This window comes from uncultured Zhongshania sp., from assembly GCF_963975605.1.
In the GTDB taxonomy this organism is placed as follows: domain Bacteria; phylum Pseudomonadota; class Gammaproteobacteria; order Pseudomonadales; family Spongiibacteraceae; genus Spongiibacter; species Spongiibacter aquimaris.
Map to the genome: position 1 here is coordinate 18,241 of NZ_CAXBHN010000004.1, position 14,957 is coordinate 33,197.

Sequence of the window (14,957 nt, forward strand, 5' to 3'; positions counted from 1 at the left end):
GCTCTTTTACGCTGATTGTATTACGTCGATAATTGCTACATTAGCAGCTGGAAATTCGTATTCACGAAGTGTGCTCGGCCTCACCCAGCGCAGTGGTTGACCTTCCTTTCCGATTGGCTCGCCTTCAAAACCTGACACTGCCCACACGTCGAGAAACACAACTTTATCGCTATAGTCATGACGTATTTCTAGCAATGGGGTACAGCTCGAAGGGGTGACAACGATTCCTAGCTCTTCGTGCAACTCGCGAGCCAGGGCATCACAGACTGTTTCACCCTGCTCAACTTTACCACCGGGAAATTCCCACAAGCCGCCTTGATGTGCGTCATCGTGACGACGAGCGATAAGTATCTGCCCTTGGGCGTTATAGATGACCCCTACCGCAACGTGTATCTGTTTATTAGCTGCGGTATTCGGCATTGATTTTGACGTAGTCGTAGGAGAAATCTGTCGTCCACACGGTCTCGGTGTGCTGGCCGCGATTCAAATTAATACGAATCGTGATTTCGGACTGCTTCATGACCGCCGCGCCCGCCGCTTCGGTATAGCTTGCCGCACGGCCGCCGTGTTCGGTAATCAATACGTCGTCGAGGTGTACTGTTAAAATCGATACATCCAAGGCTTCAACACCGGCACGGCCAATCGCCGCCAATATACGACCCCAGTTCGGGTCGCTGGCAAACAGCGCTGTTTTCACTAGAGGCGACTCTGCAACTGCATAGGCAACCTTAAGCGACTCTGACACATCCTTGGCACCAGCCACTTCTACCGCGACGAATTTGGTAGCACCTTCACCGTCGCGCACAATGGCGTGGGCCAGCTCAAGAAAGACTTCGTTGAAAACCGTTTGCAGCTTTTCGAAAGTTTGACCTTCCGATACTGACAGCACTTCACCGCCTGCCTTGCCTGTTGCGACCAAAACACAGGAGTCGTTTGTTGAGGTATCACCGTCGATAGTAATGCGGTTAAACGACGCATCTGCAGCGACATCTAACATCGCCTGCAATACATCTGGCGCAATAGCGGCATCCGTTGCAACGTAGCCCAGCATCGTGGCCATATTAGGCTTAATCATACCGGCACCTTTGGATATACCGGTGACAGTGATGGTACGACCGTCGATCTCTATTTGTCTTGAGGTTGCTTTAGGGCGGGTATCGGTAGTCATAATACCGTTAGCGGCCCGCTCCCACGCATCTGCCGATAGCGCTGTCACTGCGGCGGGCATGGCGGCAACAAGTTTATCGAGGGGAAGTTTTTCGCCAATAACCCCAGTAGAAAAAGGTAAAATCTGCTCTGGAGCAACCCCAACCTGTTCCGCTAACGCTGCACAAGAGGCGTGCGCGTCTGCCATACCGATTACTCCGGTACCAGCGTTGGCGTTGCCAGTGTTGATCAACAAATAGCGTGGTGAGTCTGCAGCAAGGTGCTTTTTAGCAACCGTAACGGGGGCCGCGCAGAACGCATTAAGCGTGAATACGCCAGCAACGGAACTGCCTTCGGCTAACTCGAAAACAACGGTATCAATTCGTCCTGCCTTTTTAATGCCGGCACTTGCTACCCCTATGCGCACGCCATCGACTGAATGCAATGTACCCAAATCACCCGAACCTACCGCCATGCTGGTGTCTTCCTCAGTCTAATTTGCCATGACATTGTTTGTATTTTTTGCCAGAACCACAGGGGCATGGCTCGTTGCGTCCCACTTTAGGTGCTTCACGCACAAAGGTTTCTGGCTGCGCCGCAGCCTGCTCTGGTTCGCTGACATCTTCTTCAACACTTAAGCCGCTAGATTCAGCATGTTGAAACTCCATCGCCCGCTTCGCTTGCTCTTCTCGGCGCTGCTGTTCTAAAGCCTCGGAGTTTTCATCTTGCTGTAAGCGCAAATGCGATAAGAATCGAACTACATCATGCTTGAGCGTTTCGAGCATTTGTTGGAACAATGTAAACGCTTCACGCTTGTATTCTTGCTTCGGATTCTTCTGAGCAAAAGCGCGCAAATGAATACCATGACGCAGGTGATCCATAGTCGCCAAGTGTTCTTTCCACAACGTGTCTAAGACCTGCAGAAATATATGTCGCTCTATCTTGCGCATATCGGCGCCAACCAAAGCGCACTTAGCTTCATAGGCGAGATCCACCGCCTCGTAAACACGCTCGTGGATGACTGACTCATTCACGGAACGATCTTCATCTAGCCACTGTTGAATAGGCAGTTTGACCTCAAACTCAGCCTCTAGACGATGCTCAAGTCCACTGATATCCCACTGTTCTTCGAGGGTTTGCGGCGGTATATATTCGCCAACAACATCACCGACCACATCGGAACGAATAGCTTTGAGCATTTCGCTAATGTCGTCAGCTTCTAGCAGTTCGTTGCGTTGCTGGTAAATAATTTGGCGCTGGTCGTTGGCAACGTCATCGTATTCAAGCAACTGCTTACGCATATCGAAGTTACGACCTTCAACTTTGCGCTGCGCTTTTTCAATTGCATTTGAAACCATACGATGCTCTATGGCTTCGCCCTTCTCTAATCCCAGCGCCTGCATAATGCCGCGCACGCGATCAGAGGCGAATATACGCATCAGGCTGTCTTCCAGAGACAGGTAGAAACGCGACGCACCGGGGTCGCCCTGACGACCAGCACGTCCGCGCAACTGGTTATCTATCCGGCGTGACTCGTGACGCTCGGTACCAACGATGTGCAGTCCGCCTGCTTGCATGACTTTTTCGTGACGAATTTTCCACGCTTCGCGAAGCTCGTTGATCATCGCATCAGATGGGTTTTCTAACTGAGCTATTTCAACATCAACATTACCGCCGAGCACAATGTCAGTACCGCGCCCCGCCATGTTCGTTGCAATTGTTACCACGCCAGGACGTCCAGCCTGAGCAATGATTTCCGCTTCTTGCTCGTGGTATTTTGCGTTGAGGACTTTGTGCTGAATACCGGCTTTTTGAAAACGCTGAGACATTTCTTCAGAGGTTTCGATAGAGGCTGTACCAACCAGAATTGGCGCACCACTTTCAACGACACCCTTAACGTCTTCTACAATCGCGTCGTATTTCTCTTCTTTGGTCAAGTACACCAAATCATTAGAATCTCGACGGGCACTCGGCTTATTGGTGGGAATCACCACGACATCCAAGCCGTAAATCTGACGGAATTCAAACGCTTCCGTATCTGCGGTCCCAGTCATACCCGCTAGTTTTTCGAACTGACGGAAGTAGTTCTGGAAGGTTGTTGATGCCAGGGTTTGGCTCTCGGCCTGAACCGTAACACCTTCTTTCGCTTCAATCGCTTGATGCAGACCTTCAGATAAACGGCGGCCCGCCATCGTCCGACCAGTGTGCTCATCAATCAGCACAACCTGATCATTCTGAATAATGTATTCGACGTTGTTATGGAAGAGAACATGGGCGCGCAATGCCGAATTCACATGATGGAGTAAATTCAAGTTTCCGGCCGCATAAAGGCTGTCGCCTTCGTCCAGCAATTTCGCCTGCACAAGCATGTCTTCGACGAGCTGATGGCCGTGCTCGGTTAATTCCACCTGGCGCATTTTTTCATCGACGGTGTAGTGACCTTCGTCAGAGGGCTTTCCGGCTTCATCCATTTCGGCGGGAATTAGCGACGGAATAAACAGGTTAATTTGCTTGTATAACTTAGAACTATCTTCGGCGGGACCAGAAATAATAAGCGGGGTACGCGCTTCGTCGATAAGGATCGAGTCGACTTCATCAATAATGGCGTAATTCAAACTGCGCTGAAAACGATCGCTAATGGCAAACGCCATATTATCGCGTAGGTAGTCGAAGCCGAATTCGTTGTTGGTGCCGTAGGTGATGTCTGCTTGGTAGGCTGCTCGCTTTTGCTCGGACTCTTGGCCTGAGCGAATAATTCCAACACTTAAACCTAAAAATTCATAAAGAGGTCGCATCCAGTTCGCATCGCGCTGCGCGAGGTAATCGTTGACGGTTACCACGAATACGCCATTGCCTTCCAAGGCATTTAGATAAACCGCCAAGGTAGCCACAAGGGTTTTACCTTCGCCGGTGCGCATCTCTGCAATAGTGCCTTCATGTAGGCTGATGCCACCGATAAGCTGTACGTCAAAGTGCCGCATTCCCATCACTCGGCGGCTCGCTTCACGACAAACAGCAAACGCTTCAGGCAGTATCTGATCTAGGGTTTCGCCACTGCTTAAGCGCTGCTTGAACTCACTGGTTTTCGCCGCAAGAGACGCATCATCCAGGGTGGTTAAGCCCTCTTCAAGGGCGTTGACCTTGGCCACCACCTTGCGCATCCGCTTGAGTTCGCGGTCATTTTTACTACCAAAAACTTTCTTAACTACTGCTGTAATCATGATGAATTCGTTACTGTTCCCGGGATTATATCCCTATCATTGAGGGCGCTTGCAGATTGTCGACATTCTAAATATCGTCAGCTCAGACACTACACTCAGCTCCAAGCAACGCATTAAATTATACAGCCCGCAAAAACCGCACCAAGCTACATTGTCCGAATGAAAATATGATGACGGCTCCGGACTTAATATCCAAAAGAATCAACGCCAAAGATCGCGCTTGTTACCTGCAGGCTGGAAGTAAGCTATACCGTAACACCGAGGCGCAATATCGCATAGATGAGACAATATTACCATGCTTAGACCGACGCCAGACTAAGCATGGAGGAGGGAAAACTAGGCGACAGCAGCTGGCGCCATGTAGCTAATCGGTGCGTCGGCGGGGTCTTCAAATGTTACCCATTCCCACGCATCGGTATCTTTAATAAGGGCGCGTAGCGACACATTATTCAAGCCGTGTCCCGACTTGTGCGCTTTAAACTCGCCGATAAGACTCGTGCCCAGCAGATATAAATCACCGATGGCATCTAAGACCTTATGCTTTACAAACTCGTCTTCATAACGAAGTCCGTCTTCGTTAAGAATGCGGTATTCGTCAACAACAATCGCGTTGTCAACACTGCCGCCCTGCGCCAAACCTTTTGAACGCAGATATTCAATCTCGTGCATAAACCCAAAGGTCCGCGCCCGACTCACTTCTTTAACAAACGAGGTGCTGGAGAAGTCTAACTCGGCATGACCAGTCCGGTCTTTGAAGACCGGATGATCAAAGTCGATAGTGAAAGAGACTTTAAAGCCGTCAAAAGGGAGGAAACTCGCGACTTTATCGCCATCCTTCACTGTCACCGGACGCTTGATACGGATGAATTTCTTCGGTGCATTTTGCTCCTCAATCCCAGCGGACTGGATGAGAAATACAAAAGGCCCCGCACTGCCATCCATAATAGGCACTTCCGAAGAACTGACTTCAACATAGGCATTATCAATACCCAAACCAGCCATTGCAGAAAGCAAATGTTCTACCGTCGACACTCTCACGTCACCGTTCATTAACGTGGTAGAGAGCGTTGTATCACCCACATTTTCAGCGCGAGCATGGATTTCAACAACGGGATTCAAGTCGGTGCGACGGAAAATCACACCGGTATCAACCGGCGCTGGCTTCAGCGTCAGGTAGACCTTTTCCCCCGTATGCAAACCAATTCCGGTGGCACGGATGGTGTTGCGCAAGGTGCGTTGTTTAATCATGTTCATACTCACTCTATGGGCCGGACGGCTACATTTGCAGAGACGACGTTACTAATGTGCTAGCGATAAATCGCTGGCACTTCGCCCTGCTGCACCGGCTACAGCTAGTTAATCGGCTTGACGCCGCAGAAACGCAGGAATATCCAAGTATTCCATGTCCTTATCTGCCATCGGCGCCGGAGCCACATCTCGCGCAACCGCCGCTTGCTGGTTATTGCGCATTACTGTTGGTCGATCAAGCTTACGGTAGTCGGTTGAGCGAGCCTCTACAGGTCGTGACTCAACAACTTTAAGCGGTGCTTCTTGACCCAAACCATCCAGGCCTGTTGCCACCACTGTGACGCGTAATTCATCGACCATATCGGGATCAATTACAGTTCCGACCACGACTGTCGCGTTCTCGGAAGCAAACTCCTCGATAGTATCCCCGACATCGTTAAACTCGCCTAGGGATAGATCTAGACCTGCGGTAATATTAACCAAAATCCCGCGCGCCCCTTGCAAATTCACATCTTCGAGCAATGGACTGCGAATAGCGGCTTCCGCTGCTTCGCGAGCGCGATTTTCGCCGGTAGCAACACCGCTGCCCATCATCGCCATACCCATCTCAGACATGACGGTGCGTACGTCAGCGAAATCGACGTTAATCATACCTGGGCGAATAATGAGATCCGCAATGCCCTGTACTGCACCCAACAGTACATCGTTGGCGGCTTTAAAGGCATCGAGCAAACTGGTGTTTTTACCCAAAACCGGCAGCAACTTTTCGTTCGGAATGGTGATCAAGGAATCCACGTGTTGACGCAGCTCCTTCATACCTTCCAGCGCCACCGCCATGCGCTTCTTGCCCTCAAACGGGAAGGGCTTGGTAACGACTGCCACAGTCAGAATTCCGAGCTCTTTTGCGACTTGCGCGACTACTGGCGCCGCACCGGTACCCGTGCCGCCGCCCATACCGGCAGTGATGAATACCATATCAGCACCTTGCAGCGCCTCGGCGATACGGTCGCGATCTTCCATCGCTGACTGACGGCCAATTTCAGGATTCGCACCTGCACCCAAACCCTTGGTAATGGTTGTGCCCAATTGCAGCACAGTTTTAGAAGACACATTGGTCAGTGCCTGTGCATCGGTATTGGCGCAGATAAAATCCACACCATCAACGTTGCAGGCAATCATATGCTTCACAGCATTACCTCCACCGCCACCAACACCTACTACTTTTATTACTGCGTTCTGAGGAACGTTATCTACTAGTTCAAACATGGTTTTTTCTCCCTTTTTGCATAATCAATCGCGCTGCCAACGCGACCGCCTATCACATCGTTAAAAATTGTTTTGAATCCACTGTTTTAGATTCGCCAAAAAGCCACCGCTGCGAACGCGGCCGCGCCCGCCGTGTTCAGCCTGGTGTTTAATACCGTAATGCAGTAAGCCAACACCCGTTGCGTATATGGGGTTGCGTACAATATCGGTTAAGCCACGCGCGTCTTGCGGAACCCCGATACGAACTGGCATATGGAAAATTTCTTCCGCCAGCTCGACAACACCTTCCATTTTTGAGGTGCCACCAGTTAACACGATGCCCGCGGCGCAAAGATCCTCGTAACCGCTGCGGCGCAATTCCGCCTGGATCAAGGTGAAGAGTTCGTCGTAGCGTGGCTCGACTACCTCGGCAAGCGCTTGGCGAGAAAGCTCACGCGGAGCGCGATCACCCACACTGGGCACCTTGATCATTTCACCCTCGCCCGCGAGTTGCGTTAGGGCGCAGGCGTACTTGATTTTGATTTCTTCGGCGTACTGGGTCGGGGTACGCAAGGCCATGGCGATGTCATTGGTGACCTGGTCACCCGCAATCGGTATAACACCGGTATGACGAATCGCGCCGTCCGTAAAGATCGCGATATCGGTGGTACCACCGCCGATATCCACCAGACAAACACCGAGTTCTTTTTCATCATCTGTCAGCACGGCGTAGCTTGATGCCAGCTGCTCAAGAATGACGTCCTCAACTTCGAGGCCGCAGCGCCGAATACATTTCTCAATGTTCTGAACCGCGTTCACCGCACAAGTCACCAAGTGCACTTTCGCCTCAAGGCGCACACCCGACATCCCCAGCGGTTCTTTAATGCCTTCTTGCTCGTCGATAACAAATTCCTGCGGCAAGATATGCAGTACTTTTTGATCCGCTGGAATCGCCACGGCTTGCGCTGCGTCAATAACCCGGTCGAGATCAAGCTGGAACACTTCGCGGTCGCGAATTGCCACAATGCCGTGGGAATTCAAACTGCGTATATGGTTGCCCGCGATACCAACGTAAACGCTGTGAATCTCGCAGCCTGCCATCAGCTCCGCCTCTTCAATCGCGCGCTGAATGGAGTGCACCGTCGACTCGATATTAACCACCACACCTTTTTTAAGGCCTCGCGATGGATGCGAACCAATGCCGACAATTTCCAGCTTGCCGTCTTCATTCATCGACCCAACGATAGCCACCACTTTCGAGGTGCCAATATCCAGACCGACTATCATCCGGCTTGCATGTGAACTAGCCATTGCTTTGCTTCTCCCAATTTAGCGATCCGTCCCGCACCGGCAACGCACTTACTTTAGCCATTTACTTTAACTACCTTCCAACTCGTGCCACGACACGGCCAAACCATTGATGTAACGGGTATCTACCCGCTTTAAGCGTTCAAAATCTGCCGCCAATTGCTGCTTGTAAACCCACATAAAGCGACGCAATTTTTCCAATGGTTCCTGCCGTCCTAAAACCAATACCGCACCACCATTTAAGGTGGCAGTCCAGGCACCGCGATCATTCATTTGCAAACGCTGCAGTACCAAATTCTCATCACCCAACAACTGACTCATCAAACGGTACTGACGCATAATTTCTATTGCACTGCCGTCCGGACCGCTCAGCAATGGCAAATCCACATCGCTACGTATTTCCTTTGTTGGCAAAAAAATCTTGCCCCGATGATTCAGTAAACCGCCATTACCCCAAGCGGCAATCGGCGTCTCCTCAACAATCGTAATCTTTAGCTCTCGCGGCCAAACTCGCTCCACAATCGCTCTATACACCCAAGGCTCTTGCTCCAGTTCACTCTGAATACCCTCCAGATCCAAACCGATATAGCCCACCGCCAAATGGCTGGTCACCCTATCCACCAGCACATCGCGGCTGACGTGGCGGAAGTCACCTGCAAACACCACGCGATCAACTGGGATAGATTCCAACTGACTGCCCAAGCGCTCCACGCCGTATATAAACCCCATCACTGCCGCCAGCAGCAGCAAGCGATTAAAAATGCGCCCCCATTCCCGCGACACTGGTTTACGCTCACCGCGCTCCGGCTTGCTGCGTTTAAAGCGATTATGCTTAACGCTGACAAGCTTCATTAGCCCAACTCACCCTCACCGATGCTAGCTACCAAAATTGCGCGCACCAGTTGTTCAAAATCTAAGCCAGCCTGTTTGGCCGCCATCGGCACCAAACTGTGATCAGTCATACCCGGCACGGTATTCACTTCCAGCAAATAGAAGCGACCTTCGCCATCACGCATTACGTCAACGCGCCCCCAGCCGTCACAACCCAAGCTAGTAAATGCGGCTAAGGCCAATTCACTCAACTCCAATTCATCCCTCTCGCTCAATCCGCAGGGACACAAGTAACGCGTATCATTCGACAAATACTTGGCGTTGAAATCGTAAAATGCCGCATCGGTTTCCAGCTTTATTGCAGGCAAGGCCACGCCATTTAAAATGGCTACTGTGAACTCACTGCCCACCACCCACTGCTCAGCGAATACACGCCCGTATGCCTGCGCGCCCTGCCAAGCGCTCTGTAATTCTTCAGCGCTGGCTGCGCGTGACATGCCGATACTTGAACCTTCGCAAGCCGGCTTGACTATCACCGAACCCAAGTCGGCAATGATCGCCGCCCAATCACTGGCCGCGGTTAGCTCAATAAACTTAGGTGTGGACAAGCCCATACCCAACCACAACAATTTGCAGCGAAACTTATCCATCGCCAGCGCAGAGGCCATTACGCCGCTACCGGTGTATGTCACACCCAAGCACTCCAGGGCACCTTGCACCGTGCCGTCTTCCCCTCCGGGACCATGCAGCGCAATAAACGTATGACTGAAATCTGTCTCTACACGCTGCATCCATCCGCGATCAGCAACATCGATGGCCTCAACTGCAATCCCCTGGCGTTGAAACGCCGCCGTCACTGCGGCACCGCTTTTTAAAGAAATTTCACGCTCGGCTGAATGCCCACCAAACAGCACCGCGAGCTTGCCGCCAATGGCTTTATTAATTTCCGCTACCGTCATATCACTCATCAGTAATACCTACACCCAATCCTGACCAGACAATTGCTGCGCCAAGGCGCCAATATTTCCCGCGCCCTGTGTCAGCAATACATCACCAGGACGAATACGTGTTTTTAAAATTTCAAATGCTGCTTCAGTACTTTCCACAAACACCGGCTCAAACTTGCCCTGCAGACGAATACTCCTGCACAAGCTGCGACTGTCCGCGCCAGCAATTGGCTCTTCACCTGCGGAGTAAACGTCTAACAACAGCAGGCTGTCGACTGTCGACAACACCCGCACAAAATCCTCATACAAATCTTTGGTGCGACTAAAACGGTGCGGTTGATACAGCATCACCAAACGACGATCAGGCCATGCCTGACGCGCTGCGGATATTGTCGCCGCCACTTCAGTCGGGTGGTGACCATAGTCATCCACTAACATGAATTCACCTTCGCTTACCGCCAATTCGCCGTAGCGCTGAAAGCGTCGGCCAACTCCTTGAAAATTGGCAATCCCGGCGCAAATCGCGTCGGCAGATATGCCTTCATCACTTGCCACCGCTATCGCCGCAGTGGCATTCAACACGTTGTGCACACCCGGCTGATGAATGCACAGAGCCAGGTCACTGCCATCGGGACGGCTTACTGAAAAACGACTTTGCATTCCCTGTTTTTCTAAGGAGTGAATTCGAAAATCAGCGTCGTCGCTAAACCCGTAGGTCAATGTGGGACGACCAATATCGGGCAGTAACTCACGAACAACCGGGTCATCAATACAAACCACTGCAATGCCGTAAAATGGCAAATTGTGGAGGAACTCAATAAAGGTCCGCTTCAACTTGCTAAAGTCGCCGCCATAGGTCGCCATATGATCGGCTTCAATATTCGTAATAACCGACACCATGGGCTGCAAATGTAAGAATGACGCGTCACTCTCGTCTGCCTCCGCTACCAAATAGCGGCTCTCACCCAAGGCTGCATTGGTGCCAGCGCTATTCACCAATCCACCAATGACAAACGTCGGATCTAGACCAGCCTCTGCAAAAATAGACGTAATCAAACTTGTGGTCGTTGTTTTTCCGTGGGTACCCGCAACGGCAATACCGTGGCGATAACGCATTAACTCAGCCAGCATTTCGGCACGACGAACAATTGGAACTCGGCTACTGCGTGCGGCAATAATTTCTGGATTGGCGTCATTTATCGCGCTGGACACCACTACCACATCGGAGTCACCAATATTCTCACCACGGTGGCCGAAGGCGATCCGCGCACCCAGCTGCTGTAACCGCGCGGTACTAGGCGATGCCTTTAAGTCTGAACCCGAAATAATGTACCCAAGATTTAGCAACACCTCAGCGATGCCGCACATACCAGCGCCGCCAATACCGATAAAATGTATGCGCTTAACTCTGCGCATTTCTGGCACAACGAATGGGTGCTTAGGACTCATGGGCAAACTCCATGCAGTAATCTGCCGCGACATCGGCAGCATCTATTTTTGCCAACCGTCTTGCCGCTTCCGCGTTATTCAACAGATTCCCCCGCTGTGCCTTTTCACTTTGCAGCCACGCTAATAACGCTGAGGCTGTAAATTCTTTTTGATCAATAATTTCGCCTGCACCGCCATCCGCAAACCATTTCGCGTTCGCGCGCTGATGGTCATCTATGGCGTGAGGCAGCGGTACTAATATTGCTGGCACTCCGGCTGCAGCTAGCTCAGCAACCGTCAATGCACCTGCGCGACAAATCACCACATCCGCCCAACTATAAGCCGCCGCCATATCGTCAATAAACGCTTCAGCCAGAACGGCCACATCAGCCTCGGCATAGGCCGCTAGCACAGCCTGCTCGTGGTCGCGACCAGTTTGATGCCACAACAATGGTCGCTCGGCTTCTGGCAATGCCTGCCAAGTTTGAATCACTACATCGTTGATTGGTTTAGCGCCGAGGCTGCCCCCCAATACCAATACCCGCAATTGTCCGCTGCGCTCAAGCCATCTTGCGGCCGGTGTATCCAGCGCCGCAATTTCACGACGGACGGGATTACCGATATAGCGATTCTTTATACCGCCGAGTGCGATGGGATATCCGGTGAGACACAACTTGGCAATTTTCGCTAACAGGCGATTCGTGGTGCCTGCAACCGCATTCTGTTCTTGAATCACCACCGGCACGCCCAATAATTTTGCGGCCAGCCCACCTGGCCCAGAGGCGTAACCGCCCATGCCCACCACACAAAAGGGTTTCAACTTTAGAATCAAGCGCATGCTTTGCAACACAGCCAAGCCCGCTTTGAATATCGCCACAACACGAAACAAAGGATTTTTGCCGCGCACACCTGACATATTTAAACAGTGCAAAGGTAAGTCCGCAGCCGGCACTAAACGCGCCTCTATGCCTGTAGCAGTGCCCAACCAGTGCACAGCGACACCGCGTTCAGCCAAGGCGCTAGCTACTGCTAATGCGGGGAAAACATGGCCACCGGTGCCGCCGGCCATCATCAATACGGTTCGCTCAGCGGCCATCTTGCCTCCGACATTCCCGTTCGATTCGTCCAACCAATGCAACCATTGCCATACATACCATTAAGCTACTGCCGCCATAACTCATGAACGGCAATGTCAGTCCTTTGGTCGGCAACAATCCGGCATTTACACCCATATTGATAAAAGCCTGACCGCTAATCATGATGGCAATCCCATAGGACACCAATGCGTGAAATTGCTTGCCCATTGATTCTGCATATCGACCAATAAATAAAATCCGCCCAATCAAGGCGACAAACAGACCGAGAATTAATAAGGTGCCTAAAAAACCAAATTCTTCCGCAAAGATAGCGAACACAAAATCGGTATGCGCTTCAGGCAAGTAAAATAATTTCTGTACGCTATTTCCTAAACCGACACCACTAAATTGGCCGCGACCAAAGGCAATCAATGACTGGGTTAACTGATAGCCAGTATTAAATTGATCTGCCCACGGATCAGTAAACGCGGTTAAGCGCTTCATCCGATAGGGCTCAAAAATCACCATGGCGACGGCGCCAGCAACGCAACTTAAAATTACGAGCAAGAACTGGCCTAGCTTTACGCCGCCAAGAAAAATCATCACAAACGCGGTGCCAGCGGTGACAACGGTTGCACCAAAGTCTGGCTCAAGCATTAGCAATAAGGTCACGGCAAAGAGCAGGGCCATAGGTTTAACAAAGCCTGACCAACTTTCACGAACCTCATCGTGTCTGCGCACGAGGTAGCCCGCCAGATAAAAGATCACACATAGCTTTACAAACTCAGACGCTTGCAAGGTTATTGGGCCTAGGGATATCCAGCGGCGACTACCATTAACTTCGCGCCCAACGCCGGGAATAAGTACCAAGGCCAACACCACAAAGCCAAGCAACAGCAACAGCCAACCGCTGCGCTCCCACACATCGATTGGCGTGAGATACATGACAAGGCTAAGCACTGACGCCAAACTAAAGTGGAATAAATAGCGCTTAGCGAAATAGAACGCGTCGTCGTAGCGACTCGCCGCGTGCTCAACCGATGCGGATGTCATCGCGACAAACCCCACCACCAGCAAGGCAACTATGATCAATTGTAAATGGCGATCAAATTGCTTGACCTCGGCAATACTATTGCTCAGGTAGCTCATACAGACACTCCCCTTGCCAAAGATTTAACGGCTTCGCTAAATACTTCGCCGCGGTGCTCGTAGTTTTTAAACATATCGAAACTTGCGCACGCTGGCGACAACAGCACCACGTCGCCGTCGACTGCATAATCTGCCGCTGCGTTTACCGCCGACAACAAGGTGTCGCAAATAGCAGCCGGAATTCTGCCGGCTAAAAGCTCAAGCATTTTTGGCGCCATCTCGCCAATAAATACTGCCGCGCGGGCGGAATCTGCAGCAGCGTTCATCAATGGCGTAAAATCCGCGCCCTTGCCGATACCGCCGGCAATCAATACGACCTTGCCAGAACCTGCTAAACCGCGCAGAGCCGACACTGCGGCGCCAACATTAGTACCCTTGGAGTCGTTGTAATAACGTACACCGGCAATTTCTGCTATAAACTCACAGCGATGCGCCAAGCCATTAAATTCGCACAGCGCGGTTAGCATCGCCGGCATAGCTAATCCAACAGCACTACCCAGTGCCAATGCCGCAAGCGCATTACTAATATTGTGCGAGCCCGCTATTTTCATTGCCGCTACGGGAAGTAATGGTTCCCGCGCTAAGGCTAAATACTGTTCGCCATCTTTTTCCATCAAACCGAAAGCCCGAAAATCTGAGCGTCCCAATCCGAAGCTCCACTTCACTACACCATCGGGAACCAAGGGTGTACTCAGCGCATCGTCACGATTAATAACGACTTGCTTACACTCTCTGAAAATACGGTGCTTGGCTTGGTGGTAATTAATAAGACTGCCGTGATGATCTAAGTGGTCTTCACTGACATTCAATACAGTGGCCACTTCCGCGCCTACCGAAGCGCAACGCTCTAGCTGAAACGACGACAGCTCCAGCACATACAACTCGACACTATCGTCTAACAAATCTAACGCAGGTGTACCGAGGTTGCCGCCAACCGCAACCCGGCGCCCTTCGCACGCGGCCATTTCGCCAACCAAGGTGGTCACTGTGCTTTTACCGTTAGACCCGGTAATCGCGACAAGTGGCGCTTTAGCCTCGCGACAGAACCACTCTATATCGCCAGATATATGAACACCTTGAGACTTAGCCGCGGCAATAGCAGGCTCTGCCAGGGAAATACCAGGACTAATTACGAGCTCGGTTGCGTTTAAAAATTGATCTTCGGAAAATTCGCCCAAGGTGAGCTCAACACCGGAAAACTCCCGCCGAAATTCTTCTAATCCGGGCGGGATATCTCGACTATCTGCAAGCGCAAAAGACAGTCCTTGGCGGGTAAAATAACGGGCGATAGAAAGCCCGGTATTACCTAAACCAATAACGACCCGTCTATTGTCGGATGCAATCAAACTCACTTTTTG

At 51.4% G+C, this 14,957-nt stretch carries 12 protein-coding genes; all 12 read right to left on the bottom strand.

The window, feature by feature from the left end:
• Window positions 1–6: 6 nt before the first annotated feature.
• The 12 genes from mutT to murD all read right to left on the bottom strand — a co-directional run bounded on the left by mutT (window position 7) and on the right by murD (window position 14,951).
• Window positions 7–420 carry an 8-oxo-dGTP diphosphatase MutT gene (mutT, locus tag AAC007_RS05575; RefSeq protein WP_339675138.1) on the bottom strand — a complete coding sequence of 138 codons (414 nt, stop codon included), beginning with the start codon at window positions 418–420 and terminating at the stop codon, window positions 7–9.
• Complete coding sequence (gene argJ / locus AAC007_RS05580; protein ID WP_339675141.1) at window positions 401–1,621, bottom strand: bifunctional glutamate N-acetyltransferase/amino-acid acetyltransferase ArgJ; 1,221 nt, start codon at window positions 1,619–1,621, stop codon at window positions 401–403. Before argJ ends, mutT begins: the two co-directional genes overlap by 20 nt.
• A 13-nt stretch (window positions 1,622–1,634) precedes the next feature.
• Entirely contained in the window at window positions 1,635–4,367 is a 2,733-nt protein-coding gene (gene secA, locus AAC007_RS05585) for a preprotein translocase subunit SecA (protein WP_339675143.1), read from the bottom strand.
• 336 nt (window positions 4,368–4,703) lie between these two features.
• Complete coding sequence (lpxC, locus tag AAC007_RS05590) at window positions 4,704–5,615, bottom strand: UDP-3-O-acyl-N-acetylglucosamine deacetylase (protein ID WP_219043090.1); 912 nt, start codon at window positions 5,613–5,615, stop codon at window positions 4,704–4,706.
• Window positions 5,616–5,723: 108 nt separating this feature from the next.
• Complete coding sequence (gene ftsZ / locus AAC007_RS05595) at window positions 5,724–6,881, bottom strand: cell division protein FtsZ (RefSeq protein ID WP_219042421.1); 1,158 nt, start codon at window positions 6,879–6,881, stop codon at window positions 5,724–5,726.
• A 60-nt stretch (window positions 6,882–6,941) separates the two neighbouring features.
• Window positions 6,942–8,171, bottom strand: coding sequence for a cell division protein FtsA (gene ftsA, locus AAC007_RS05600; RefSeq protein WP_103683629.1), 1,230 nt, complete (start codon window positions 8,169–8,171; stop codon window positions 6,942–6,944).
• Window positions 8,172–8,237: 66 nt separating this feature from the next.
• Window positions 8,238–9,020, bottom strand: a complete 783-nt coding sequence (locus AAC007_RS05605; protein ID WP_296436535.1) for a cell division protein FtsQ/DivIB — start codon at window positions 9,018–9,020, stop codon at window positions 8,238–8,240.
• Window positions 9,020–9,967, bottom strand: coding sequence for a D-alanine--D-alanine ligase (locus AAC007_RS05610; RefSeq protein ID WP_296436534.1), 948 nt, complete (start codon window positions 9,965–9,967; stop codon window positions 9,020–9,022). The genes AAC007_RS05605 and AAC007_RS05610 overlap by 1 nt, the downstream gene beginning before the upstream one ends.
• Before the next feature lie 9 nt (window positions 9,968–9,976).
• Window positions 9,977–11,395 (bottom strand): UDP-N-acetylmuramate--L-alanine ligase, encoded by a 1,419-nt coding sequence (gene murC, locus AAC007_RS05615; RefSeq protein WP_296436533.1) that lies wholly within the window; start codon window positions 11,393–11,395, stop codon window positions 9,977–9,979.
• Window positions 11,385–12,470, bottom strand: a complete 1,086-nt coding sequence (gene murG / locus AAC007_RS05620; RefSeq protein WP_339675150.1) for an undecaprenyldiphospho-muramoylpentapeptide beta-N-acetylglucosaminyltransferase — start codon at window positions 12,468–12,470, stop codon at window positions 11,385–11,387. The genes murC and murG overlap by 11 nt, the downstream gene beginning before the upstream one ends.
• Window positions 12,460–13,599, bottom strand: a complete 1,140-nt coding sequence (gene ftsW, locus AAC007_RS05625; RefSeq protein WP_295875940.1) for a putative lipid II flippase FtsW — start codon at window positions 13,597–13,599, stop codon at window positions 12,460–12,462. The genes murG and ftsW overlap by 11 nt, the downstream gene beginning before the upstream one ends.
• A complete protein-coding gene (gene murD, locus AAC007_RS05630) occupies window positions 13,596–14,951 on the bottom strand; it encodes a UDP-N-acetylmuramoyl-L-alanine--D-glutamate ligase (RefSeq protein WP_339675154.1) in 1,356 nt (451 codons plus the stop codon). The genes ftsW and murD overlap by 4 nt, the downstream gene beginning before the upstream one ends.
• Window positions 14,952–14,957: the final 6 nt, after the last annotated feature.